At 63.6% G+C, this 23,439-nt stretch carries 24 protein-coding genes; 9 read left to right on the forward strand and 15 right to left on the reverse strand.

Annotated elements, in window-relative coordinates:
• Positions 1-2: 2 nt before the first annotated feature.
• Positions 3-2,099 (forward strand): alpha/beta hydrolase domain-containing protein, encoded by a 2,097-nt coding sequence (locus tag R0232_RS13225; protein ID WP_431512388.1) that lies wholly within the window; start codon positions 3-5, stop codon positions 2,097-2,099.
• On the opposite strand, the gene R0232_RS13230 is transcribed toward R0232_RS13225, so the two are convergent.
• Complete coding sequence (locus tag R0232_RS13230; protein ID WP_431512389.1) at positions 2,096-2,902, reverse strand: NAD(P)H-dependent oxidoreductase; 807 nt, start codon at positions 2,900-2,902, stop codon at positions 2,096-2,098. The genes R0232_RS13225 and R0232_RS13230 overlap by 4 nt on opposite strands.
• Positions 2,903-3,003: 101 nt before the next feature.
• On the opposite strand from R0232_RS13230, the gene R0232_RS13235 reads away from it, so the two are divergent.
• From R0232_RS13235 to R0232_RS13245, 3 genes are all read left to right on the forward strand, one after another.
• Positions 3,004-3,906, forward strand: coding sequence for a LysR family transcriptional regulator (locus R0232_RS13235; RefSeq protein WP_431512390.1), 903 nt, complete (start codon positions 3,004-3,006; stop codon positions 3,904-3,906).
• A 306-nt stretch (positions 3,907-4,212) separates the two neighbouring features.
• Positions 4,213-4,740: a hypothetical protein gene (locus R0232_RS13240; protein WP_431512391.1), complete on the forward strand. Its 528-nt coding sequence runs from the start codon at positions 4,213-4,215 to the stop codon at positions 4,738-4,740.
• A gap of 218 nt (positions 4,741-4,958) precedes the next feature.
• Positions 4,959-5,348: a HEAT repeat domain-containing protein gene (locus tag R0232_RS13245; protein WP_431512392.1), complete on the forward strand. Its 390-nt coding sequence runs from the start codon at positions 4,959-4,961 to the stop codon at positions 5,346-5,348.
• A gap of 1,654 nt (positions 5,349-7,002) precedes the next feature.
• Here the strand turns inward: R0232_RS13245 and R0232_RS13250 are convergent.
• Positions 7,003-7,722 carry a hypothetical protein gene (locus R0232_RS13250; protein WP_431512393.1) on the reverse strand — a complete coding sequence of 240 codons (720 nt, stop codon included), beginning with the start codon at positions 7,720-7,722 and terminating at the stop codon, positions 7,003-7,005.
• A complete protein-coding gene (locus tag R0232_RS13255; RefSeq protein WP_431512394.1) occupies positions 7,722-8,069 on the reverse strand; it encodes a barstar family protein in 348 nt (115 codons plus the stop codon). Before R0232_RS13255 ends, R0232_RS13250 begins: the two co-directional genes overlap by 1 nt.
• 207 nt (positions 8,070-8,276) lie before the next feature.
• Here R0232_RS13255 and R0232_RS13260 point away from each other — a divergent pair, with 207 nt between their 5' ends.
• Positions 8,277-8,789, forward strand: a complete 513-nt coding sequence (locus R0232_RS13260; RefSeq protein WP_296779176.1) for a hypothetical protein — start codon at positions 8,277-8,279, stop codon at positions 8,787-8,789.
• 41 nt (positions 8,790-8,830) lie between these two features.
• On the opposite strand, the gene tnpC is transcribed toward R0232_RS13260, so the two are convergent.
• The 5 genes from tnpC to R0232_RS13285 all read right to left on the reverse strand — a co-directional run bounded on the left by tnpC (position 8,831) and on the right by R0232_RS13285 (position 12,258).
• On the reverse strand, positions 8,831-10,396 hold the full coding sequence (gene tnpC / locus R0232_RS13265) for an IS66 family transposase (protein WP_431512395.1): 1,566 nt from the start codon (positions 10,394-10,396) through the stop codon (positions 8,831-8,833).
• Positions 10,397-10,466: 70 nt separating this feature from the next.
• Entirely contained in the window at positions 10,467-10,802 is a 336-nt protein-coding gene (gene tnpB / locus R0232_RS13270) for an IS66 family insertion sequence element accessory protein TnpB (RefSeq protein WP_431512396.1), read from the reverse strand.
• On the reverse strand, positions 10,799-11,179 hold the full coding sequence (locus tag R0232_RS13275) for a transposase (protein WP_431512397.1): 381 nt from the start codon (positions 11,177-11,179) through the stop codon (positions 10,799-10,801). The genes tnpB and R0232_RS13275 overlap by 4 nt, the downstream gene beginning before the upstream one ends.
• A 252-nt stretch (positions 11,180-11,431) precedes the next feature.
• Positions 11,432-11,875 (reverse strand): hypothetical protein, encoded by a 444-nt coding sequence (locus R0232_RS13280; RefSeq protein WP_431512398.1) that lies wholly within the window; start codon positions 11,873-11,875, stop codon positions 11,432-11,434.
• Positions 11,876-12,051: 176 nt separating this feature from the next.
• Positions 12,052-12,258: a hypothetical protein gene (locus R0232_RS13285; RefSeq protein WP_431512399.1), complete on the reverse strand. Its 207-nt coding sequence runs from the start codon at positions 12,256-12,258 to the stop codon at positions 12,052-12,054.
• Positions 12,259-12,531: 273 nt separating this feature from the next.
• Here R0232_RS13285 and R0232_RS13290 point away from each other — a divergent pair, with 273 nt between their 5' ends.
• A complete protein-coding gene (locus R0232_RS13290; protein ID WP_431512400.1) occupies positions 12,532-13,548 on the forward strand; it encodes a hypothetical protein in 1,017 nt (338 codons plus the stop codon).
• A 28-nt stretch (positions 13,549-13,576) separates the two neighbouring features.
• Positions 13,577-14,032, forward strand: a complete 456-nt coding sequence (locus R0232_RS13295) for a GNAT family N-acetyltransferase (protein ID WP_431512401.1) — start codon at positions 13,577-13,579, stop codon at positions 14,030-14,032.
• A gap of 49 nt (positions 14,033-14,081) precedes the next feature.
• Here the strand turns inward: R0232_RS13295 and R0232_RS13300 are convergent, their stop codons facing one another.
• Together R0232_RS13300 and R0232_RS13305 are read right to left on the reverse strand one after the other, a co-directional pair.
• Positions 14,082-14,843 carry an SDR family NAD(P)-dependent oxidoreductase gene (locus R0232_RS13300; protein ID WP_431512402.1) on the reverse strand — a complete coding sequence of 254 codons (762 nt, stop codon included), beginning with the start codon at positions 14,841-14,843 and terminating at the stop codon, positions 14,082-14,084.
• Between the two features lie 10 nt (positions 14,844-14,853).
• On the reverse strand, positions 14,854-16,062 hold the full coding sequence (locus R0232_RS13305) for a multidrug effflux MFS transporter (RefSeq protein ID WP_431512403.1): 1,209 nt from the start codon (positions 16,060-16,062) through the stop codon (positions 14,854-14,856).
• A gap of 1,616 nt (positions 16,063-17,678) precedes the next feature.
• On the opposite strand from R0232_RS13305, the gene tuf reads away from it, so the two are divergent.
• Positions 17,679-18,875 carry an elongation factor Tu gene (gene tuf, locus R0232_RS13310; RefSeq protein ID WP_431512404.1) on the forward strand — a complete coding sequence of 399 codons (1,197 nt, stop codon included), beginning with the start codon at positions 17,679-17,681 and terminating at the stop codon, positions 18,873-18,875.
• A gap of 79 nt (positions 18,876-18,954) precedes the next feature.
• Here tuf and R0232_RS13315 read toward each other — a convergent pair whose 3' ends face one another.
• Together R0232_RS13315 and R0232_RS13320 are read right to left on the reverse strand one after the other, a co-directional pair.
• Positions 18,955-19,389, reverse strand: coding sequence for a VOC family protein (locus R0232_RS13315; protein WP_431512405.1), 435 nt, complete (start codon positions 19,387-19,389; stop codon positions 18,955-18,957).
• A gap of 16 nt (positions 19,390-19,405) precedes the next feature.
• Positions 19,406-20,308, reverse strand: coding sequence for an immunity protein Imm33 domain-containing protein (locus R0232_RS13320; RefSeq protein ID WP_431512406.1), 903 nt, complete (start codon positions 20,306-20,308; stop codon positions 19,406-19,408).
• Between the two features lie 119 nt (positions 20,309-20,427).
• Between R0232_RS13320 and R0232_RS13325 the strand changes: the two genes are divergently transcribed.
• Positions 20,428-21,084 (forward strand): dihydrofolate reductase family protein, encoded by a 657-nt coding sequence (locus tag R0232_RS13325; protein ID WP_431512407.1) that lies wholly within the window; start codon positions 20,428-20,430, stop codon positions 21,082-21,084.
• A gap of 52 nt (positions 21,085-21,136) precedes the next feature.
• On the opposite strand, the gene R0232_RS13330 is transcribed toward R0232_RS13325, so the two are convergent.
• From R0232_RS13330 to R0232_RS13340, 3 genes are all read right to left on the reverse strand, one after another.
• The gene (locus R0232_RS13330) at positions 21,137-21,928 is read right to left on the reverse strand and encodes a GNAT family N-acetyltransferase (protein ID WP_431512408.1); all 792 of its coding nucleotides are present in this window, start codon (positions 21,926-21,928) and stop codon (positions 21,137-21,139) included.
• Positions 21,929-22,018: 90 nt separating this feature from the next.
• Positions 22,019-22,570, reverse strand: a complete 552-nt coding sequence (locus R0232_RS13335) for a GNAT family N-acetyltransferase (RefSeq protein WP_431512409.1) — start codon at positions 22,568-22,570, stop codon at positions 22,019-22,021.
• A gap of 32 nt (positions 22,571-22,602) precedes the next feature.
• Positions 22,603-23,343 (reverse strand): hypothetical protein, encoded by a 741-nt coding sequence (locus tag R0232_RS13340; protein WP_431512410.1) that lies wholly within the window; start codon positions 23,341-23,343, stop codon positions 22,603-22,605.
• Between the last annotated feature and the right edge of the window lie 96 nt (positions 23,344-23,439).

A 23,439-nucleotide genomic window follows, 5' to 3' on the forward strand; every position in this document is an offset into this window, starting at 1 on the left:
ACATGAATCGATGGAGCCTCGCGGCTGCCAGCGCGGTCACGGCCGCGCTTTTCCTGACCGCCTGCGGCGGCAGCGGTGGAGGCGGCGGCGGCCTGCTGCTGCCCCCGCCCGCCAGCAACCCGCCCGCCAGCAACCCACCGCCCGCGGCCAGCGCGCCCAAGTACACGCTCTCGATCGCCAGGACCGAGGACGTGCCCGGCAGCTTCGGCAGCGCCGGCGCCTACGAGAAGATCACCGGCACCTTCACCGGCGAGGTCGACCCGAAGGACACGCACAACGCCATCATCCAGGACCTCGCGCTCGCGCCGACCAATGCCAACGGCAAGGTCGAGTACAAGTCCGAGTTCGTGCTCTTCAAGCCCAAGGACATGAGCAAGGCCAGCGGCGTGCTGCGCTACGACGCGCCCAACCGCGGCAACATCGTCAACCTCGATCCCTACTTCGCCTCGCGCGGCTACGTGTTCCTCACGGCCGCCTGGCAGGGCGACGTGCCCGCCGCGGCCGGCAAGGTCACGCTGACCGTGCCCGTGGCGAAGAACCCTGATGGCAGCACCATCACCGGCCCGTACCGCGCCGAGCTGCTGCCCACCGTGGCCACCGGCGATTCGCTGCCGCTGCCCGGCGGCCCGTTCAATGCCGCGATGCAGGCCTACGCCACCGCCAGCCTCGACAACACCAAGCCGGGCTACGTGCTCACGCGCCGCATCAACGAGGAAGACGCGCGCCAGCTCATCCCGGCCAGCGAATGGAAGTTCGCCAAGTGCGCTGCCGGCAACCCGTTCCCGGGCACGCCCGACGAGACCAGCGTGTGCCTCAAGGCCGGCTGGGACCCGGCCTACATGTACGAGCTCGTCTACGTCGCCAAGGACCCCAAGGTCATGGGCCTGGGCCTCGCGGCGCTGCGCGACATGATCGCCTTCTTCCACCACGAGGCCAGCGATGCCGCCGGCACCGCCAACCCCGTGGCCAGCGCCATCCGCAACACCATTGCATCGGGCGTGTCGCAGTGCGGCAACTTCATGAAGACCTTCGTTCATCTCGGCTTCAACGAGGACCGCGCGGGCCGCAAGGTGTTCGACGGCGTGTTCGCGCAGATCGCCGCGCGCCAGACCAACATCAACACCCGCTTCGCCATTCCGGGCGGCGGCGGTGGCGTGCGCAGCGACCACACCGCCTTCGGCCAGGCCGGCACGCGCGGCCTGTCGAAGGACTACGTCGACGACGTGGCCCAGCGCCGCGGCGGCATCCTGTCGCGCTGCGAAGCCACCGGCACCTGCCCCAAGCTCTTCATCGGCTTCAGCGGCACCGAGTTCTACGTGCTGCAGGGCTCGCCGCTCCTGACCGACGCCTGGGGCACCACCGACCTCGCGCAGCCCGCCAATGCGCGCGTGTACTACTACGCCAGCAGCCATCACCTGCTGGGCCTGCCATCGATGCCCGGCAGCGCGGCCGGCGCGCTCTACGCCACCAACGGCAATGCCGGCGTGATCCCGGTGGTGCGCGCGCTCTACCAGAACCTCGAGGACTGGGTCGTGAAGGGCACCAACCCGCCCGACAGCCAGGTGCCCAAGCTCGCCGACAGCACCCTGGTGCGGCCGCACCAGGTGAAGTTCCCGGCCATTCCGGGCGTGGGCTACACCGGCCTGGTCAACACCTTCTCGCTGCTCGACTGGGGCCCGAGCTACCGTCCGCAGGACGAGAGCGGCATCCCCAACCAGGTGCCGCCGGCCTACCTGGGCCGCGACTACGCCATCCTCGTGCCGCAGGTCGATGTCGACGGCAACGACATCGCCGGCATCCGCAGCCTCGACGTGGCCGTGCCCCTGGGCACCAACACCGGCTGGAACTACACCAGCAAGCCCGCCACCATCGACCAGGCCGGCCTGTTCGGCGCGTACTTCCCGTTCGCCAGGACCACGGCCGCGCGCACCGGCAGCGGCGATCCGCGCCTGTCGCTGCAGGAGCGCTACACCGACCAGGCGGGCTACGTGTCGGCCGTGACCGCCGCCGCCAACGACCTCGTCGCCCGGCGCTTCATGCTGCGCGTGGATGCCGACGCGGCGATCGCCGCAGCGGCTGCGACCCCCGTGCTGCCCTAAGCCTCGGCGGCAGCCTGGGTTTCGGCCGGTGCCTGGTGCACCCCGAAGCCCGAGCGGCCCGGCGCGATGTCGGGCCGCAGGGTGAGGGCGGGAATCTCGTAGTCGCCATGGTTCTGGCGGCGAAACGGGATCGGCGCCGTGCTGAACAGCGTGTCCATCCTCGCCCCCAGTTCCTGCTCGATGCGCGCATAGGCCGCCGCGTCGACCTTGCCCGTGCGATGCACCACGTAGGGCGGCAGCACCTCGAAGCCCGGGTAGTAGAGGATCCCGTGGTGGATCGGGAACAGCAGGTCGTCCATCGGCCCGTTGATGCCGCGCGGGGCGTAGTGCGAGGCCCAGCCGCCCGTCGTGGTGACCACCATCGCGCGCTTGCCCGCCATCGAGCCTTCGCCGAAGCGGTCGCCCCAGTGGCTGTCGGAATGCTCGCCCACCCCGTAGGCGAAGCCATAGGCATAGATGCGCTCGATCCAGCCCTTGAGGATCGCCGGCATCGAATACCACCAGAGCGGAAACTGCAGGATCACCGCGTCGGCCCACAGCAGCTTCTGCTGCTCGGCCTCGATGTCGGCCGCCTGCTTGCCGGTTTCGAAGGCGCGCAGCGAATCGAGCGCGGGGTCGAAGGGGGCGGCCGCGTCGCGTGCCGGAAAGTCCGCCGCTTCGAGCGTCGGCTTCCAGCGCATCGCATAGAGATCGGAAGTGCGCACCGAATGACCCTGCGCCTCGAGCCGTTCGCGCATGAAGCGATGCAGCGAGCCGTTGAGCGAGGCGGGTTCGGGATGCGCGAGCACGAGGAGTACGTTCATGGATTCACCTGAGGTCGGAAGAAAGGAAGAGGAGCGATGACCGCAGGTTAGGCAGCGTGGCGATATATTGGAAATGAATAGTTCGAATTCCAGGAATTGCCATGAACAATTTGAGCCGCCTCGACCTCAACCTGCTGCTCACCCTCGACACCCTGCTGGCCGAGCGCAACGTCACCCGCGCGGCCGAGCGACTGAACCTGTCGCAGCCTTCGGTGAGCGTGCAGCTCGCCAAGCTGCGCGAGGTGTTCAAGGACCCGCTGCTCGTGCCCGCCCAGCGCGGCATGCGGCCCACCGCGCGCGCCGACGAGTTGCGCGAGCCGCTGCGCGAGGCCCTCGAATCGCTGGGCCGCGCCGTCGCGCCCAGCAAGCCCTTCGACCCCGCCGAGGCCACCACCACCTGGCGCGTGGCCGCCGCCGACTATGCCGAGTCGGCCATCCTGTTGCCCGCGCTCGCCGCCATCCGCGCCGCCGCCCCCCACACCCGTCTGGCCGTGGTCGAGGCCGTGCCGCTGCGCATGGCGCGGCAGCTGGAGCAGGGCGAGGTCGACCTGTTCTTTCACACCAGCGTAGGAGCGCCGCCGGGCCTGCACCGGCGCGTGCTGTTCCACGAACGCTATGTGCTCGCCGGCCGCGCCGGCCATCCGCGGCTGAAGCGTCGCCCAACCCTCGCGCAGTTCTGCGCGCTCGAGCACGTCGTGGTGTCGCTCGGCGGCGGCGGCTTCAGCGGGCCCACCGACGAAGCGCTGGCCGAGAAGGGCCTCACGCGGCGCGTGGCGCTCTCGGTGCCGCACTTCCTTTTCATGATCTCGGTACTGCAGACCACCGACATGGTCGCGATGCTGCCCGAGCGGCTGGCGCGCGGGGCCGCGGGGCTACGCGTGGTGGAGGCGCCACTGGAGGTGCCTGGGTATGAGATGGCGATGCTTTGGCATGAGAGGAAGCATCGGGATGCGGGGCATCGGTGGGTGAGGGAGAGGGTGGTGGAGGGGGTGGGTGGACGGTGACGTGGGTTGCGCACCGACGAATCAGCATCAGTCGCCAGCGGCAAGAAATGGTCGATGGCCTCGTGATCAACGACGGAAAAAGGCGTGACGCATTTCTGATGCATGAAGACAGAATGTCGTGAGGAACAGCTCTTTCTGATCTACTTGGAGCTTCGAAGAAGCGATAGGAAAACCGTAATGCTGGCGAAGCTCCACCGGTCTCGAACGGGACTACATCTCATCTTTTCAATATGTCTGGCAGGTCTGGTGGCCGCATGCACCGGAGTCAACCCCGCTTCTCTGCGTAGACCCAGCTCTCCGAACGAGATGCTTCTGACGAAGCCTGCGGAGTGGACATACCAAGAGGCCCCGTTCCGCCCCCTCACATTTCGAGGAACGATTGCTTCGGGAAGCTACGTCGCCGAATACGAAAGCGCAGAGGGAACCTACTTCAAAGGGCCGCCAGGGTGCTTCAGCTACGAAGCCATCGCGGTTTCTGCGGATGATCAACGCATCGCGCTTGGAAAGATCTTCGAGCAGCCGTGCGGAATTTTTGTCTCTAAGGCGGGAAGCCCTGAAATGCAGTTTTACGTGTATCAGGGAGCGCAGCTAAAGCTCAGGAACGGGATCACTCAGAATTCAGCCCCGCCAGATCCAGGACTTATCGGAACTCAGTTGGCCTTGAATTCGCCTGCCGCCACTCCTTCATCTGTTGCAGGTGGAGCGATCGCCGGGGTCATGGTGGGTGCGCTCATTGACGCCGAACGAGGCAACCTCCGCATCTATCATCGGCAGCCACCTTCGGGGGTCCTGAATGAATCAATGCGTCGAATTCAAGCAGATACTTCAAAGTGACTGCTCGGTGTCGTGCTTCGAGATTTTTTTCTTTTTCCAACTCTTCTTTAACGAGCTTAGACAGGAAAAATTTGTCGGAAGTCGAAGAGCAAGAAGTGTTCGACGTTGGCGGCTGAGGATACGTGCGGCTGCCGGCCAGAGTTGGATGGTCGTCAACGAGATTCGGTTGGGCCGAATGGTTGTTTGGACTCACGAAGTGACTGAAAGGAGCGCCGGCCTTGCGAGCGGAACCTTTGAATGAGATTTCCGCCCTTCTGGAAGAACTGGACGCTTGCCAGGAGGACGGTTCGACACGATCGGCGCTCTTGATACGTCTGCTGGTCGAGGAGGGGCACGACCGGCACGAGGATATTGTGTTTGAGCTAGGGCTCATCGGTGACTCGGCTGCAGTGCCCGCCATCGCAAAGGCGGTCCATATGCCTTTTCCGGAACTGGTTCGCTGGCATAACCTTCACGCGTTTCAACGGAAATGTGCCTATGCGCTGGCCCGAATCGGGACGGAGGATTCGCGTCGAGTTTTGGAAGAGCTCGCAGCAGATGAGGATGAGTACCTTCGAGAGTACGGAAAGGAAGGGCTGGAGCACTGGCCCATGCCGTTCAAGGAGTGAACTTCGCTTCGGGCCGCTGATGGTGCGTCGGCTGCAGCCGGCTCCAACCAGACAGCCGCCTGCACCCATCGTTGCAACGTGATCAGGTTTCCGATCGTTGAAACAACTCCCTCGCTTCCCGGGCCAGCTCATAGGCCAACCAGATCACATTGTTGAGATGCGCTCCCTCTGCATCTTCACGCCACCGATTCCCACTTCCATGGCAGGACCAAAGCAGCGAGTTCAACTGCTCCAACTTGTTCTCCAGAAGATCCTTCGGCCCCGGTCCGGTGTAGGCGGGTGCTGCCGCGCTGCGAGATACCGGCGTGCGACGCCGGGCCATAATCCGTCTAGCCATTTGGTGTGCTCTCTTTCCAAAGTTGTGCACGTCATGTGGTTAGACGGCCAGGGTGTGTCAGCACCTTGGCCGTCGCCTTTTGTGCCCCACGTTCGCCGCGATGCCCGATGCATCGACGGCCCGCCGCGAGGCGAAGCGGTTGATTCGTTCATCCATCCGTTCAGCGTGTCGTGTGTGCTGCCTTCCTTGCCCACATAGCGGGTCGTTGGGGGAGAAGGGCATTTACTGTAGAGATTTACAGCGCGGAGAAGGTGGCCGAATGCAAACTCGGGGCGAAATTGCAAGAGTGGCTTGAAGGTAAGCGGGCCTCGCTCGGCAACGCACCGAGCCATCGCTGCGGCCGGAAGGAGTCGCATCGCCAGACCAGTGTCCGGCGCTTGGCCCCGGACTACCTGCTTGGTCGAAACGCCCCGTAGGTTTGGAGCATGTACGACTCGAACTCCTGCGGTCCTGTGATCTCCCAGTATGAGGAATCCACTGCCACAAGCTCGAAGATCGGCTTGCCGTCTCTCAAACCAACGAATTCCCCATCCACGGTTTGGTAGATGTCGCAATACAGGCTTCGGAACTCGGCATGGGACAGGGAAAGGCCTTGAGAAGACGCCGTTTCGATCTCTTCGGCTCTTGGCCCCATGCACCAATCCACGCAGATGTGCCAAGCCTCCGGCATACACAGTCTCTCGATGTCTGCGAAGAAAGCCGACAGGTCGAATAGCTCGCCCGCGGGTCCATGTTGTTGAATTGTCACCATCGAAAACTGGCTTCCATGTGGGTTGCGGTCTCGGGCCACCAGTGTCGGGTGGATTCGCCTGGACGGATTTGCAATCCGCCAATCCGCTCCGCGGTGCTGCAGGCTACGGCCCTTGGCGCGCTTCGTACTCAGCAACGTAGTAGCCGAGGAGCGGTGCGGTGCTGGTATGCAGTACCTCGCCTGAGTGGCGATGGACGATCAACGGTGCGTTGCCCTCGGAGCGCATACACGATATTGCCAGTTTCTCGGTGTAGACGAAAACCCAGCCGAAGGGCCGCTCGATGACCTTGCCCCTGGAATTCGTATCCCATAGCCGAGCTCATGAGTTGGCCTGCCTTGGCTGATTGGCAAGCCAGCCCTGCTCGAGCCGCAGAACAGCGCCTCGCTGCAAGCGTTGTCCCAGCAGTGAGTGGATCGTTGGGGGAGAGGGGCATCTACGGTAGAGACCTACAAGGCGGAAAAGGTGGCGGAATGCAAACTCGATGCGAAGTCACAAGATGGTCTGAAGGTCAATGGATGTGGTTCCATGAAGGCAGGCCTTCATCGCGTCTAACAACGCAGGAGCGTCAGCCGCGTACCCGTATCGCCTCTTTCGCGAGGTTGTAGAGTTCTTCGAGGGCGGAGTGCGCTTCCGCACCGTGGGTGGGAAGCAATGCTCTGTAGTGCGCAAAGTCATCCTCGAGCCAATCCATTCTTCCGCGAAGCACGTCGATGGCGAATGACACTGCCCGGTAGAGGTGGGCGCCAGATGCATTGCCCGGATGATTCAGAAGCGTCTCTCGAACATGTTCGGGGTGCTCGTGACGCGCAAGGTACGGCAGAACAATGTCTTCGACGACAGCAGCGATCTCCGGCCCAGCGAGCTGCAAGCCTTCGGAACCCGTGATGGGCCAGATCGCGTGTTCAGGTTGTCGCCATCGCGTGCTGTCCAGTCCCATGCTCCCGGTTCTCAGCCATATGGTGTTGGGGCTGTTCTTGACCTGAGTGCATGAAAAAAGGTGCTTCCTGATGTCCTCCACTGCATCGATGTTCGTGCCGAACTCGAGGGTCAGGACCATCTTGGAAACGCCGAGGATGATGTAGCTGGTTCCACCTTCAAATGGCCGTCGGTACTGGGCCATGCTGCTCATGTAGCGGAAGTCCGGGAGCACCCGCTCCAGCGCGGCCGGGATCGACCGCAATATGTGCTTCTTGCCGACGAATTCGCCACCGCTGTAGCGATCGAAGCTTGCGTCCACAACGCCGGGTGGATCGTTGCCCGGAACCCCTTGGGGGAGGACTGGCATTAAAAACCTTCCACTCGACCGCTCGACCGAACCGCATCGGGGAGGGTATCGCGTTCGATGTCGTAGACCACGGTCGAAGCCGAGCCGGGCAGCTCCTTCTGCATCTTCTCGAGACATGCCCGGAGCAGCTCGGCATCGAGCGGCAGGCGGTCTTTGAGAGTCTGCCATCCGAGCAGTCGTAGCTGATGCGGCATGTCCACCAAGCCGGTGATGGCGTCCCAGAAAGCGTCCCAGTTCTTACCGTACCAGTCCGGAAACTCGAGAGATCTCGAGAGCCGTTGCTGGAGTTCGAGTGGACTGGCTACGTCGCTCAGATCTATCGTCACTTCGCTCTTGCGATCATTCATCGTTGCTCCTGTTGGGCTCGGCTCCAGAGACCGCGGATCAATTCCAGGGACCATCATGGCCGAGTTTGCCGCCAGCGCGAACGGCTACTCTTGGCTGAGCTCCCTTTCGCAGCGGGGTAAGCGTCCCGAGAAGTCATGTTGACGTCTTCTGCCGTGGGTGGGTAGCGGTCGCACAATGGTCGCTCTCAAACGGTCTGATACGTGCAAATGCTTGATCTCCACGCCCCACTTGTACCCGGAACATCTGCCGCGGGATTCGAGATTGGGCAATCGCTGTCAAGTGTTGAATCCTTGCTGCATGGTGCAAGCAGGAAGGACCATGTACCGGGCTTTCACCTCGTGGCCGCGCTGGCAGAGAACAAGGGAGCTCTTGTTCTTCGGAACTTTGGCGACCCTGGGGAAACCGCCATATTCTTTGGTTCAGACGTCGTCCGGCTAGTGTTCTCTCCCGGTGGGGTGCTCAGGTGCATTTACGTCTTCGAGGGCTATCTTGGCGCCTACGAAGGAGTGCGGGTCGGTGACATGCTGTCGCTGCTGTCACCGACTATGGAGCTCGACTTCGACGGCGGAGACGAGATGTATTACCGCCTCGATGGCGAGGGCGAGTACATCCCAGGAATCGCGATAGTCGCTGTGGAGGCCGACGTGTCACAGCACGCCTCTACACCGGTCGTCGGTTACTGCGTTCACGACTGGACGATCTTCCGAACCCAAACATGACGGAGAGTTGCCTCCGTCACCACAACTACGCCTTGCCGTGACTAAGCCGCGTCCCAGCGATGTGGCAGGAGTTCCGCTATGTCGCGCGCCCGATGCGTTGGCAATCGCGTCATGACGTCCTTGAGGTAGGCGTAGGGGTCGTGGCCGTTGAGTTTGGCGGTCTGGATGAGGCTCATGATGGCGGCGGACCGCTGCCCGGCACGAAGGCTTCCGGCGAACAGCCAGTTGTTGCGGCCTACGGCGATCGGCCGGATCTGGTTCTCCACCCAGTTGTTGTCTGCAGGCAAGTTGCCGTCGTCCAGGTAGCGCGTCAGCGCGGCCCAGCGCTTCAGGCTGTAGTTCAGTGCTTTGGCTGTCCCTGAACCTTCTGGAACCTTGAGCCGCTGCGCGATCATCCAGGCATGCAGCGCCTCGGCGATCGGTCGACCCCGCGCTTGGCGTATCCGACGCCGCTCATCGGGGTCCAAGTGTTTCACCTCACGCTCGATCTCGTAGAGCCGAGTGAAGTACTGGATTCCGGCCTCGGCGATCTGGCTCTTGTTGGCTGTGTGCAGCTCGACGAACTTGCGCCGCGCATGGGCCAGGCAGCCAGCTTCGACAACGCCCTTGGCCAGCAGGGCCTTGTAGCCGGAGTAGTCATCACAGACCAGCGCGCCGCGCCAGCCGCCCAGGAAGTTCTGCGCATGCTGGCCAGCCCGGCTGTCGGCGAAGTCGTAAACCACCGCCTTCATGTCTTCGAAGGCGCCGGGCGTGTAGGCCCACAGATACGCACGGTGAGTCTTGCCGGTGCCGGGCTTGAGCATCGCTACCGGTGTCTCGTCGGAATGCAGAACGCGGTGAGCGAGGATCGCTTCCTTGAGTGCGTCCACCAGCGGTTGCAGGCGCACACCACAGGCGCCGACCCAGGCTCCGAGCGTTGAGCGAGGGATGGCCAGGCCAGCGCGCCCGAAGATCGCTTCCTGCCTGTACAGCGGCAGATGGTCAGCGTACTTGGCGACCATCACCTGTGCCAGGAGGCCGGCTGTCGGGATGCCCTTGTCGATCACCTGTGCGGGCACCGGCGCCTGGATCAGCGTCTGGCACTTCGCGCAGGCCCACTTACCTCGAACATGCCGCTCGACGGTGAACACGCCGGGAACGTAGTCGAGCTTCTCGGCCACGTCCTCACCGAAGCGCTTGAGGGCGCAGCCGCATGCACAAGTAGTCGACTCGGGTTCGTGGTGAATGTCGACGCGCGGCAGGTCTGCCGGCAGCGCCGTGCGACGCGGCTGCTGCTTGTCCTCAGTCTTGGGTGGCGGGCGGAGCTGCTTCAGCTCCTCTTCAATGGCGGCCAGGTCGGCATCGAGCGTCTCATCCAGAAGGCTGGCCTGCGCCGCGTCGAGCTTCTCGCTGCTCTTGCCGAAGCGCAGGCGCTTGTACTGCGCGAGTTCGTGGGTCAGCTGATCGACCTTGGCGGTCTTGAACGTGACCTCGCGCGTGAGCGTCTCGATCGAGCGGTCCTTGGCCTCAAGCTGGCTTTGCTGCTTTGTGCGGTCCTTGATGAGCCGGAGGGTCACCTCGCGCAGTTGCTCTGCGTTGAGGCCCTTCAGTTGTTCGGCATCCACCATGAGCACGTATGGTGCTGACCGAGCGCACGAATGTCATCGGCGTTTGCAGCAATTGCACCGCCGCCTGCGATCACACCACGGTGATGACGCCCGCTGCACCGACACGCTGCCAGGGCAGTCCAAGCACGAGTGCGTCAAGCTGCTCACGCGTCATAGCCATCTGCGTGCCCAGACTTGCGTTAGCCCAGAGGAAGCGGCCGTGGTGCAGCCGACGGGCACACAGCCAGATGCCGATGCCGTCGTGGACGAGGACCTTCATGCGGTTGGCCCGCCGATTGGCGAACAGGTACGCATGGTTCGGATGTGCGGCACCGAACACCTTCACGACACGCGCCAGCGCCGTCTCGGTGCCAGCACGCATGTCGATCGGCTCGGTGGCCAGCCACACCGCATCGATGCGGATCAACGCAGCCACTCGCGCAGCCAGGCTGCGCACGACGAGGCCGACTCCACTGGCCAGTGCACCACCGCAGTGGCGCTGCCTCTCTTAAGCTCGATGCGGATGTCGCGAATCGGCCTCTCGGCTTCGGGCTGCACATCGAGCGCGACAAAGGCTGGCGCCGGCAACTTGGGAACCTCAAGCGCCTTCGGCGCCGCTGCCTTGCGATCGTCGGCGCGCCACCTGTGCACCACGTTCGCGTTCAGGTTGTACAGCCTCGCGATCGCCGCAGCAGACGCATCCGGTTGGCGGCATGCCTCCAGAACCTCCGCCTTGAATCTCGCGCTGTGCTTGCGACGGGTGGCCCGCTTAACCACCCCATCTATTGCGTCCACATCATTCATCGCGGACACGATGCCTGCCGACTCTCAGGCTATCAAGATGACTTCACTGCGTGCTTACGCAGCGGGTTTCAAACGCGCCAAAGCGCACGAGGAAGAGACGCGACGCACATGGGCGTTGGAAAATGGCATTCGTCATGCAGTCTGGCCGGGTGCGCAAGCAGCCGAGCCGTGCCTTGGCCAGATTGAAGTCGTCGCGCTGGCGAAGATGAAACGGCGTCCAGCGGATCTTGCGATGGGCTCGCCGCGGTCGTCTCAACCGGCGATTCGAACCCGCACCCGTACCACATTGGACGAAAGCGCGCCTCTTTCGACATGCACCCGGTAGTCCGCATTCCTCTGGGGTAGGCGAAGTACCGCCATCAGGTCCAGGTCGAAGCGCATCTGTCCCGTCATTCCGGAAACCTCGTGCGGCTGCCGGGACGGGCGCTGCATGGGATTGGGTATCTCGCTGTCTTGCGGTGTCGGCGCGGGAACGGGGCCGGCGTAGCGCTGGCCGGTGGTGCTGTCCACCGCAACAAGCCTCATCTCGGGCGGGGTGGGCACGACGATGGGCATGACTGCCAGCCCGCACACCGACACCACGGCGGCCTGTCCAGGCTTCGTCCGGACCAGGGGAGGTGCGTCGATGACGATGCCTTGCCACCCCGGATCGCGAGGGGCGGCCGGCGCGCACGCCGATGTCTGGGACAACGGCATGCCCGTGATGCCCAGGCATATGGCTGCCAGAAGCCATCGGAATCTCTTGTGCGATGTCACAGCGCGTCACTGTGCGCACGGCGACCGTCGTGCGCCAGTATCGAAAGTCACACCGGCCTTTGCCGCCTAGCTGTTGCCTGAGGCCCAACGTGAGCAATGGCTGTAGGCCGCCGTTTTCAGCTTCGAGCCCAAGCGATGAGCTTCCATACCGCGATTGCCGCCGACACGACGAGGAGGGCGAGGGAGACCAGTGATGTCGTGATCAGCGCGCTGCCATAGCCGGAAACGGGATCGTTGCACTGAAAGCCACCGAAGCCGAAGGCGCAGTAGCGCTCGTAGATCGTGTTGGATGCGGTGAGAACGACGGCCAGGACCACCGTCACCGCAATGCTTATCGTGGGGAATCGCTTTGCACGCATCGGTGTGTGGCGTCAGTGCTTTCTTGTACTTGGCGCGAGGAATGATCGCCGCATCGGAACCATCGGACAAGGCCAACCGTGGCAGAACTCGCGAGTCGCACAGAGGAATGACTTTAGGCACTGGGAGGCTCATGAAAAAGAAGCTAGCTTCGTTGGTGCCCGAGAAGAGCGGGCTGCCTGAAGGTCCGCGGGGCGGCTGCCGCCTATGTCCGATCTGGCGAGAACATCGAGCCCGCCTTGCGCATCGTCAAGAACAGAGAGGATGAGGAGTTGGACGTCGACCCCGTGCCGCCGGCCCCATCTGGCGATGGGCTTGTCCTGTCGATGGATTCGATACGGCTGCAGACGCTGCCGCACGGCAACATGTCTTCGGCGATCAAGAGCATCGTTCTTTTTCTGGGGCTCATGCCGCTGGGGATCGCGGCGTGGTTCTGCTCGATGCTCGCCGACGCATTTCGACAAGACACGGCCGACACGGCCTTCGTGCTCATCATGTCGGTATCGATCGCGGTGTTTGCGCTGATTGCAGTTGCCGCGCTGGTGCAGGCAGTGACCGCGCCCTATGCGTTTCCTACGCTCTTCAATCGGGCGAACGACAGGGTCGTTCAGCTCAGGGGCAGAGAGCGCATCGAGGCGCCGTGGGCGCAACTGGTTCCCCAGGTGGACTCAATCACGGTGGGCGGCGCGCTGCGCTACCGTCTTTGCCTGAAGGGGCCAACGGAAGTCGGTGCCGCGCAGGTGCTCCTCGTGAGCAACGCAAACAACAGTCCCGCCGATTGCCTGGCGCACTACGAGTTTCTGCGCAGGTACATGGCAGGCGACTGGCAGTGGCTGCCGAAGGTCGAATGCCTGGAAGGCACCAGAAGGCCGCTGCTGCAGGAGTTCGGCAACAACCTGTGGACGCAGATGACGAACTATCTGCCATGGGATGAAAGATCCGTGCTGGGAAAGGTGCTGTCTTCGGCCGCGTTGCTGTTGATCTCGCTGCTCTGGTGGCCGATGCTGCTGCTGACGCTGATCGGCTCTGGTCTTGGAAGGCTGCCTCGCTTATCGGCGGCCGACCTGGGTACTTGTTCGGAGTCGCTGCAAGACGTTGCGCAAGAACCTCTCCCGGTGTGCATTCTTCCGGCGCCTGCATTGGGGGGCATGGAGCGGGCGGTCTATGTCGCGATTGCAGCGATCTCCACGGCGGCGTGGTGCTGGCCTGGTGCGGGTGTACTGGCGAGAATCGCGGACATGGCCCGCGCGCTGTAAGGTACTCGACCCACTGTCCACGCCGAACATGAAAACTCGCAAGCTTCTCGAGACCGACCTGCCAGCGTTGCTCGATCTCTACAAGCACCTTCACGAGACGGACGATCCACGGCCCGCCCCGGTTGTCGTCGAAGCAGTCTGGCAAGAGATCCTGGCAAGTCGTCACTTCCACTACTTCGGTGGATTCGAGGGCGCCGAGCTGGTCTCCAGCTGCAATCTGACCTTGATTCCCAACCTCACGCGTGGCTGCAGGCCCTACGGGGTCATCGAAAACGTGGTGACGCATGCGGGGTACCGCGGCAGAGGTTACGCAAAAGACTTGTTGGCCCAAGCACTCGACACGGCCTGGGCTGCAGGCTGCTACAAGGTGATGCTGATGACCGGTCGCAAGGACGAGGCGACGTTGAAGTTCTACGAATCGGCCGGCTTCGATCGACACGGGAAGCAGGCCTTCATCGCGAAGCCTCCTTGGAAGGCCGGTTAGTCTTCTCACGCAAAGTGCCGGCGGCCATCGCAGGTGTCTGCGACCCCACCTAGGTCAGATTCAACCCGCCGTCCGACAGCAGCACTTCGCCGGTGAGGTACTCCGAGGCAACCAGCATGGCCACGGCGTGCGCAATGTCGTCCGGGCTGGCGGCCCGGTGCATGGGCGCACGCTCGCGCCACAGCGCCTGTGCGGCGGTCCAGTCGGCGGTGAGCGGCGTGTCGACCAGACCTGGCGCGACGGCGTTGACGCGAATGTCCGGCCCCAACGACAGTGCGAGCAGGCGGGTCATGTGATTGAGCGCAGCCTTGCTGACTGCATAGGGAATGGATGCGCCCTTGGGGCGAACGCCCGCGTGTGAGCTGATGTTGACGACGCAGCCTGCTTGACAGCGCCGGGCGGCGTCGCGCAAGGCCGACTCGGCCAACGCAACCAGATGGAACGGCGCCACGACATTGACCTCGTGGAGTTCGTGCCACACCGCGGAAGTGGCGGCGGCGAGGTCTGCGTGCGGAATGACTCTGCTGATGCCGGCGTTGTTGACCAGCACGTCGAGTTGGCCCCACGCGGCGATTGCTTCGCTGACGAGCCGCACCCTGTCTGCTTCCGAGGAAAGGTCGGCTTGTACATAGATGGCCTGCTTCATCTCGGCAGCCATTGCGCGACCTGTCTCCGCGGAACTTCGAGAGTGAAGGACCACGGCGTAGCCCGCGTGATTCAGCTTGCGCGCGATGGCGGCACCGATGCCGGAAGTGGATCCGGTGACCAGCGCGACACGGAGCGTGGGGTCAGTTGTCGGATTGACGTTCATCTGGAAAACCTCAGTCTTGTTGCGATCGAATGCACCGCTGCCGCCGCTCCGAACGAGCGATGAGCACGGCGATGCCCAATGAGAGCAGCGACGTGGTCGACATCGCCGCGAGCAGGGCAGTGCGTGGATGGGCTTCGTCGACGAACAGCCCGGCCGCAAAGGCGATGGCACCGGCACCGATGGCCGTCATGGCCGAAGCCAGGCCCAAGGCGGTGCCTGCGAAGCCCGCGTGGAGCGACAGCACCCGGCCGTTGGCCGCGGGCATTGTCAATCCATTGCCGAGTCCCACGCACACGCAGGGACCGAAGAACGCGAGCGGATGAGCAATCCCCAGCACCGCCAACGCCACGGCCGCCAGCAGGCCAGCGCAGGTCAGCAACCGCCCGGCAACGATGAACCGGATGGGCTGCCACCGGTGCCCGCAGCGCGCGAGCGTGAAGCTTCCGACGATGAAGCCCGCGGGAACCAGTCCCATGTAGGCACCCACCATCGCGGCGGAGGTTCCATAGGCCTGCATGGCCACGGCAGGCGCGCCGCCGATGAAGACGTAGAGCGTGCCGATGGAAGAGGCCATGCAGAGCCCATAGGCCCAGAGCTGCGCGGAGCGAAGCAACTGGCCGTAGCCGCCGAGCTGCTTCGACATCGCCGTGGAGCGATGGTGGTGGGTCTCCGGCAGGTAGCGCAGCGCCAGGCAAAACGCCATGGCGCCCATGAGCGCGAAAGCGGCGAAGTTGGCGCGCCAGCCCAGCCAGCTGTCGAGAACGCCGCCCACGGTGGGGCCGAGCATCGGGGCGATCGCCCACGCGGAGGAGACATAGCCGATCTGACTGATCATCCGCTCGCCTGCCGTGTCCCGGATCGCGGCCAGCGACATGGCGTATCCGGCAATGGCGCTGCCCTGCAGCAGCCTGCAGGCCAGGAACACTTCGATGCTGTGCGCGAAGAAGCATCCGATCGAGCCGATCACGAAGACGAGCAGCGCGACGATCAGAACGGGCTTGCGCCCGAACCTGTCGGACAGCGCGCCGGCGATCAGGTGCGTCAACGCGGTGACGACGGCGTAGCCGGCCACGGCGACATTGACCGTCGCGAACTCGGCGTCGAACTCCCTCGCGATGCTCGGCAGGGAAGGAACGAACATGTTCAGCGGCAGAACGCCGAGCGCCGACAGCGCAATCAGCAGCCAGAGGGGTGGGGCGTTTCGATGATGAGGGGGCACGGGGCAACTCCTTTGCGCGCATTCCTCTTGCGGGGATGCGGTGACCTGACAACAAGAGCCATCCGTCGAGGATGGGTACGTGGTGGCTCTCGTCGGGTCAACAGGAGCTGGGGTTCATCGGGCCTTTGGGGCTGGATGAGGGTGCGTGCGATTTGCAGCGCGTCGAGTTTGTGGACTCGGGTGGGGGGACTCTACACGACGCGGGCGCGCTTGTTTCCCATCGTGGGCGTGCGCGGCCGGCGTCGGTCATCGCCGTCGAGCCGGACTACCGCCGGGTTGCGATGAATGTCGCAGGCAGTATCAACATTCATCTGTCCGCTCGCGTGGTTCGTACGCGGCGGGGATTACGTTCCATGAACCCGGACCATTGGGTTGCCAGGTCAGAAGGCCGATCAGGTCGCCTTCTTCGCTGTAGACACGGATGTTCGCGGGGTTCAGCGCAGTCGGTGCCCTATAAACTCCACCACCGATGAATCCCCATGATTCGATGAACCCGAAGTCGCATCCCTCGTGCTTGAACAAGGGCTGCGGGACATCCATGAACAAGTAGTTGGTCCCGCCGCAACAGAGCGAACGAGGTGGATGGCGGCGGAGAAGTCGCCACCGTAGATACGTTGCGACTTGCTCCTGCACAAGTGGCGGGTCCAGATGTCCTGTCTCGAGAGGGAACTCCACCGGCCGACCCGCGCGGACTGCTGCATAGGCCTCCTCGAACACGCGCACCGCTGGAATGTCCTCGGCAAATGCAACCGCTGCGCAGTCCTTGCACCAGCACGGCCTGACAGGGACCCTGTACAACTCGCTGGATGGAATCTGCGAGCCAAATGGAGTGCGATCGAAGTTGAAGTGATAGCAGCCGTCGCTAGGCGCGACATCGAACCGCTCGCGACAACTGCTGCATTGATAGAAGCTTCGTAGCATCATGAGGTTGAGCGTTGTGTCGGATCGTAGGTTTTCTCTCGGCGGACTCTATTCGAGCGAGACCCGTCAGCAACCTCAGCGGGACGTCTTTTCGTTGCTGCGGCGCGTACGCAACGCTCCAATTGCCGGCTTTCTAAAGCAGTGTTAGCCTTCGGTACCCAAACATTGATTCGCCATTGCGTTGCGGTAGGAAAAGCCGCACCAGAACACCATGAAGCAGTTCCCAACCACCGAACAAGCACCGAAGACCCGCGAAGCCGCGGCCGTCTCACTGCGTGCCGAATTCGCAGAACTGCTTTCCTAGAGCCTTTCACACCTGGAGGCTCGGCCTCCGTGTTCCACAAGACCCGGTAGGCCTCGAGCCACCGGGTTTTTTGTTTTTCGCCTGCCCCTTTTGGAGATCCGGACATGAGCCTCGAACGAGAACGTCTTCTTTCCGCCGCATTCGCTGCCGGCGCGGTGTCGTGCGTCGAGTCCGTGGAGTGGTTCGTGTAGAGCTTCCAGGCCCTCGTGTGCCTGGAGGTCCATCCTTCAGGCCGAAAAGAAAGCCTGTCGGGTGGTCCAACCCGGCAGGCTTTTTTTCGCCCGCATGGCGGGCATCGCGAGTTTGGTGCGCGCGCACCGACAACCCGCCGAGCGTTTCGCCTGGCCAGCGGATCGCATCGGCTTTTCAACTCTGAAAACTGGAGAAAAACATGATGAACAACAAGGTTCATGTGAATGTCGGAACCATCGGTCACGTCGACCATGGCAAGACGACGCTGACGGCTGCGCTCACCTTCGTGCAGGCCGCTCGTATCGGCGGCCGTGCGCTGTCTTACGGGCAGATCGACAACGCGAAGGAAGAGCGCGAGCGCGGCATCACGATCAATACCTCGCACGTCGAGTACGAGTCGGACGGCCGCCACTACGCACACATCGACTGCCCCGGGCATGCCGACTACATCAAGAACATGATCACCGGCGCCTCGCAGATGGACGGCGCGATCCTGCTGGTGGACGGCACCGAAGGCGCCGCGCGGCAGACCATCGAGCATGTGCTGCTGGCGCGCCAGGTGAACGTCGGCCACATGGTGGTGTTCGTGAACAAGATGGACCTGGTGGCCTCGAGCGACCGCGCGGAGATCGAGCAACTGATCGAGATGGAGATCGGCGCGCTGCTGGCGGCGCACGGTTACGACGATGCCCGCTTCGTCTTCGGCAGCGCGCTGAAGGCGCTGGCCGCCGCCGAACGTGGCGACCTCGCAGGTGCCGACGTGCAATGCATCGTCGAGCTCGTGAACGCGCTGGACTCGCGCATTCCGGATCCGGTGCGCGACTACGCCGCGCCGTTCATGATGCCCGTCGAAGGCGTGCACACGATCACGGGCCGCGGCACCGTGATCAGCGGCCGTGTCGAGCGCGGCGTGATCCGCGTGGGCGACAGCCTGGAGATCGTCGGGCTCAGCTCGGTGGGCGACGAGAAGGTGGTCGTCACCGGCGTGCAGTCCTTCCACAAGGACGTCGCCGAGGGGCGTGCCGGCATGAACGTCGGCCTGCTGCTGCGCGGGGTCAAGCGCGACGATGTCGTGCGAGGCCAAGTGGTCGTGAAGCCCGGTGCGCTGAAGCCGTACCGGACGGGGCGTGCGCAGGTCTTCGTGCTGAGCAAGGACGAGGGCGGCCGTCATACGCCGTTCGGTTCGGGCTACCAGCCGCAGTTCTTCTTCGGCACGACCGACGTGACGGGTGTCATCCGCGTCGACACCGAAACCGGCCTGGTCGAGCCGGGCGCGCAGGCGCAGATCAGCTTCGAGCTGAACAAGCCTGTGGCGATCGAGAACGGCATGCGGTTCGCGATGCGCGAAGGCGGCAAGACCGTCGGCGCGGGGATCGTGACCGAGGTGCCGGGCTGAAAGGCTGAGGCCTGTTTACCCCTGTCGTCCGCTTGGCGGGCGGCAGGGGGTTTTTATTTGGGCGCGCGTTGCGCCGCGACTACCCGAGCTGCTCGGCCAGCCCCACGATGATGCCCTCGGGCCCGCGAATGTAGGCGAGCCGGTACGACTCCCCGTACTGCATCTGGCCGATGACTTCGGCGCCATGGGCCTTGATGCGCGCAACGACATCATCGAGGCCATCGACGGCGAACATGACGCGGCGAAGACCCAGGGCGTTCACCGGCGTTGCCACGGGCCCGAACCTCACGGCCTCGGGCGTGTGGAACTTGTCGAGCTCGATGCCTTGCCCATCGGGCGTGCGCAGCATCGCGATGGTGGATTTCACGTCACCGAGCCCGACGAGCTTGCCGACGTCGGGCCCTTCCACCGTGGTCTGGCCCTCGAGCGCGAGGCCCAGTTCGATGAAGAAGGCCTTCACGGCTTCGAGATCGTCGACGACGATCAGGACGTTGTCCATTCGCTTGATGGTCATGGCTGGGGTTCCTTTGTCAGGCGTGCGCCTGTCTGGCGCGGTTCAGTTCGCTCAGGTAGGAGCCGGGCTTCTGCTCGATCTCGCTCTCGGGCCCCAGCACGGCGATGACGGGCCCGTTGATGTAGACCTGAAGGTCCGCCGGAACGGCGAAGAACTTCACCAGGTCCGGCCGGTCGATGGCCAGCTGATAGAGCGGGGTCTTCGTGAAGCGTGACGGGTCTTGAGAACCTTCCTTGTCGTCGAGATCGCTGAGCCACCAGCCCGAGTCGTTTGCGTCATCAGGCTCCGCGCGCGTGAGCAGGATGCGCGATGCGGTCTTGTATTGCACGTGCACCACGACGCTCTTCTGCAAGGAAGGGAAGTCCGGCGCGATCTCCGCGGCGAGGCTCTCGACGACGTCCTTCTGGTTGCGCAGGTGCATCAAGGTGCTGTCCACCGAATCGATGAAGCGCACGGGGATCTGCTGCATGTCCGGCTCGGTGATCCGCAGGAAACCGTCGTCGGTCTCCTCGATCATCGTGTACATCCAGCCGACCTGAAGGCTTTGGCCGCCGCTGAACTTCTCTCCCTCCGCCACCCGACTTTCGAGGAAGTGGAGGAACCAGGCGACGTCCGCATCGGGAATGGCCTTGTTGCCGACGCGAATGCGGAATTCGGGGTGGCCGAAGCGTTGGCAGCCTTGGGTCGTGTGAACCGCCTCGGCTTGGGGTTCGATGGGTTTGTTCTTGCCGAGCGATGAGAAGAGGGAGCGCAGGGACATGGGGATCTGTTCGGAGCGGGTGGTGCCGGCGCGAGCGCGGCAGACCAACGAATGAATCTCATGGTTTTCCGAGCCATGGCGCCCTCGGGAGGCGTTCTGCATCCTAGCTGACTCCACGCGCCGGATGACCATGTCGCCCGGTGCCGCGCGCTCGCGCATCGTGCGATGTCCGCTGGCGCGCCCCGTTCTTCGAACCTTCTTATTACCAACAACGTCGTCGCCTTTCAGGAGCACCGAGCGCTAGACTGCTCCTCCCTCTTTTTGCAGGAGACGACAGCATGTCCCGATTGCTCGTGCGCAGCTTCGGCGTTTCGCTCGACGGTTTCGCCGCCGGCCCCGATCAGAGCTTGCAGAACCCGCTGGGCGTTCGCGGTCCCGAACTCATGAGCTGGTTCATGCCCACGCAGGTCTGGCAGCGGATGCAGAAGGGGAGCGAGGCCAGGGGCGAGACCGGCGTCGACAACGAGATCGCCGAACAGGGCTTTGCTTCGATGGGCGCCTGGATCCTCGGGCGCAACATGTTCGGGCCGGTGCGCGGTCCCTGGCCCGACGAGAACTGGAAGGGCTGGTGGGGCGACGAGCCGCCGTACCACGTGCCGGTCTTCGTGCTGACCCACCATGCGCGCGCGCCGCTGACGATGCAAGGCGGCACCACCTTCCACTTCGTGACCGGTGGCATCCACGAGGCGCTGGCACTGGCGCGCGATGCGGCGGGCGGGCGCGATGTGCGTGTGGGCGGCGGTGTTGCCACCGTGCGCGAATACCTGAAGGCCGGGCTGCTCGACGAACTGCATCTGGCCGTGCGGCCGGTGCTGTTGGGCCAGGGCGAGGCGCTGTTCGAAGGGCTGGATCTTCCGGCGCTGGGCTACAGCTGCGAGCGGCAGGTGGCGGGGGAGCGGGCTACGCACATGTTTTTGCGGCGCAAGGCGGCTTGAGGCGGTCGAGCAATGTCTGTTCGCCAGCCAATATGAACGTCTCCAGGGGCAGTCAGGACTGCACCCCGTGGTACGTCGAGACCTCCACCCGCACCTCGAAGCCCAACTGCCGCGCAAGCTCCGCCGAGCGCTGGTTGTCGGACCAGCAGTCCCAGTTCGGGGTCAGGCCATGCTGCACGCAGTGATCGATGAAGGCGCGCGCCACCCGCGTGCCGAGCCCTTGGCCGCGATGGCCGTCGGCGGTCAGGATGTCGATGTCGTGGTGGCCATTCCAGGCAAAGGCCGTGTAGCACATGCTGACGATGGCATCCTGGTGCAGCACGCAGAAGCCCAGGCCGTGCTGTTCGAAATCCGCGGCGGACCTCCAGTAGCTGCGACTGTAGGGATTGGCGACGTCGCGTATTTGCTGCATCAGGGGTTCGTCGATGCGGCGAAGTTCGTAGCCTGTCGGCATCGGATTCTCCCGACGCTCGATCCCTGCAAATCTTGCGCGATCGAAATCGAAGTCGAGGCGTCGTCGTTTTCTCACCGAGTTCCCGAAGGTGCTGTCCAGCGCCGCCTCCCATGCCTGCGGAAAGGCGTAGAGGATGAAGTAGTCGGAGCCATGAAACTCGAGCAGCCACTGGCACGCGCGCTGGACGAAGACACGATCGTTGGCGCTCCCGGCGAGCGTGCAGGCGCCGTTGTTGTAGACGAGGGCGGCCGTCGGTCGTACCAGATCGTTCGCGAAGACCCTTCCATGGCCGATGCCGGCAATGACGGAGTTCGGGATGCTGGGGCCGTACGGAAGACTGGCGAAGAGGGGAGCGACGCGGTGGAATTCCGAGGGCTTCAGTTCGAGCATGGTTGCGATCGAGTCGGTCGGTTGAACGGTACTGCTAGCCCGGAGCCCTGCAGTAGAAGAATGACTCTTCCGCTCACGCTGCGTCTGTCGTCATCGCCTGCAAGCCGCATAGATGAGGCAGTCGCGCGGCTCGACATCGATGTTCGGATGAACCGTGAAGCGGGCGAGCCGGCCTTCCAGCAGGAAGCCGCTTTTCTCCAGCACCCGCGCCGACGCGCGGTTGTCGACATCGCAGGTCGCCTCGACACGGAATATCTCTGGCAGTCCTAGCGCCTCTGCCGTCAAGGCACGAACGGCTTCCGGCATCAGGCCCCGACCCCAATGATTGCGTGCAAGCACGTAGCCGACGTTCACGATGTGCCCCTTGGTACGCGCCTCGAGCATGCCCACGAGCTCACCGCTTGTCTTCAGGGTGATGACGTAGGGACGGGCTGAACCGGTGTGCCAATGAGCGACGCATGCAGCGACGAAATCGCGCGTTGCATCCTCGGATGCGTGGGGACGCCACACCATGTACCGCGCGACTTCCGCATCCTGCGTGTACGAGGCATACATCGCCGATGCGTCGGAAAGCTTGGGGGCACGGAGTTCGAGGCGCGCGGTCTGGATGCGGTCGGGAAGCGCGGGAGGAGTCGGGGTCATCGGTCATGCTCGCTGGGAGAACGGCAAATGGGTCAGTCGACCGCCTGGAACGGTGGGAACGCAAACCGTTTCTCGTGATCGTGGTAGTGGTTCCACATGAAAGCCTCGAAATCAACGTTGCAAAGATGAATGTCCGAGGCATCGAAGTCGTGCTCGTGGTTTCTCGCAAAGAGTTCTGGCGTTGCGTAGAGCGCGTCGGTGTAAGAAGCATCGGCCCACACGATCTCGTACGTTCTGCTCCCGGGCGTGAGATGCATGAGATAGAAATGGCAGTACTGCTGGTCCGATATGAATGGGATCAGATAGCCATGGGTCGTCGGACACCTGACGGGTTGCCGGCGAAGATCGAAGAAGCCGCCGTTCACGCTCCTGAATTTCTTCCACAGGCTGGGAGAATCCATGAAGAAGAGGAAACCCTGGGGCAACTCGAGTTGAAGCGCAGAACAGGATGCGCGAAGTGACTGCAGGTCGGCCGCCAACGTTTCTTCCCGTTCTGCTCCCATGTGATGCGCTTGAGTGGCGCTCTCTTTCAACCAGAAGTAGGGCGGCCCCTTGGGCAGCGGGGGGTGATCCGTTGGCCACGTGTCGAGCTTGAATGGGCTCCCGGCCATCTTTCGGAAATGGTGCGCTTCGTCGGGATCCGCGCGCCTGGCATCGAGCTCTGCGCTGAGGATGACCTGTGCTTCTTCCGCGAGGTCGTCGAGCTCGAAGCTCAGCAGCTCCTCGGTGGCCAGTTGCGCATAGTGCTTTCTCAAATGGGCGGTGTCTGCCACATGTCCTCCAATCGTCGAGCAAGACCCGCGTGATATCGGTGAGCGCAAGGTCTGCAATGGGCCGCATTGTGCCGGCACCGCGAACGACAGGCCGTG

The organism is Variovorax sp. DAIF25 (genome assembly GCF_050711835.1).
In the GTDB taxonomy this organism is placed as follows: domain Bacteria; phylum Pseudomonadota; class Gammaproteobacteria; order Burkholderiales; family Burkholderiaceae_C; genus Variovorax.

Excerpts from the sequence above, each read along its gene's own strand:
- R0232_RS13225 (WP_431512388.1), top strand. The coding sequence starts at position 3 with ATGAATCGATGGAGCCTCGCGGCTGCCAGCGCGGTCACGGCCGCGCTT.
- R0232_RS13230 (WP_431512389.1), bottom strand. The coding sequence starts at position 2,902 with ATGAACGTACTCCTCGTGCTCGCGCATCCCGAACCCGCCTCGCTCAAC.
- R0232_RS13235 (WP_431512390.1), top strand. The coding sequence starts at position 3,004 with ATGAACAATTTGAGCCGCCTCGACCTCAACCTGCTGCTCACCCTCGAC.
- R0232_RS13240 (WP_431512391.1), top strand. The coding sequence starts at position 4,213 with ATGCTTCTGACGAAGCCTGCGGAGTGGACATACCAAGAGGCCCCGTTC.
- R0232_RS13250 (WP_431512393.1), bottom strand. The coding sequence starts at position 7,722 with ATGCCAGTCCTCCCCCAAGGGGTTCCGGGCAACGATCCACCCGGCGTT.
- R0232_RS13255 (WP_431512394.1), bottom strand. The coding sequence starts at position 8,069 with ATGAATGATCGCAAGAGCGAAGTGACGATAGATCTGAGCGACGTAGCC.
- R0232_RS13260 (WP_296779176.1), top strand. The coding sequence starts at position 8,277 with ATGCTTGATCTCCACGCCCCACTTGTACCCGGAACATCTGCCGCGGGA.
- tnpC (WP_431512395.1), bottom strand. The coding sequence starts at position 10,396 with ATGGTGGATGCCGAACAACTGAAGGGCCTCAACGCAGAGCAACTGCGC.
- R0232_RS13275 (WP_431512397.1), bottom strand. The coding sequence starts at position 11,179 with ATGAATGATGTGGACGCAATAGATGGGGTGGTTAAGCGGGCCACCCGT.
- R0232_RS13280 (WP_431512398.1), bottom strand. The coding sequence starts at position 11,875 with ATGCCGTTGTCCCAGACATCGGCGTGCGCGCCGGCCGCCCCTCGCGAT.
- R0232_RS13295 (WP_431512401.1), top strand. The coding sequence starts at position 13,577 with ATGAAAACTCGCAAGCTTCTCGAGACCGACCTGCCAGCGTTGCTCGAT.
- R0232_RS13300 (WP_431512402.1), bottom strand. The coding sequence starts at position 14,843 with ATGAACGTCAATCCGACAACTGACCCCACGCTCCGTGTCGCGCTGGTC.
- tuf (WP_431512404.1), top strand. The coding sequence starts at position 17,679 with ATGATGAACAACAAGGTTCATGTGAATGTCGGAACCATCGGTCACGTC.
- R0232_RS13315 (WP_431512405.1), bottom strand. The coding sequence starts at position 19,389 with ATGACCATCAAGCGAATGGACAACGTCCTGATCGTCGTCGACGATCTC.
- R0232_RS13320 (WP_431512406.1), bottom strand. The coding sequence starts at position 20,308 with ATGCGCGAGCGCGCGGCACCGGGCGACATGGTCATCCGGCGCGTGGAG.
- R0232_RS13325 (WP_431512407.1), top strand. The coding sequence starts at position 20,428 with ATGTCCCGATTGCTCGTGCGCAGCTTCGGCGTTTCGCTCGACGGTTTC.
- R0232_RS13330 (WP_431512408.1), bottom strand. The coding sequence starts at position 21,928 with ATGCTCGAACTGAAGCCCTCGGAATTCCACCGCGTCGCTCCCCTCTTC.
- R0232_RS13335 (WP_431512409.1), bottom strand. The coding sequence starts at position 22,570 with ATGACCCCGACTCCTCCCGCGCTTCCCGACCGCATCCAGACCGCGCGC.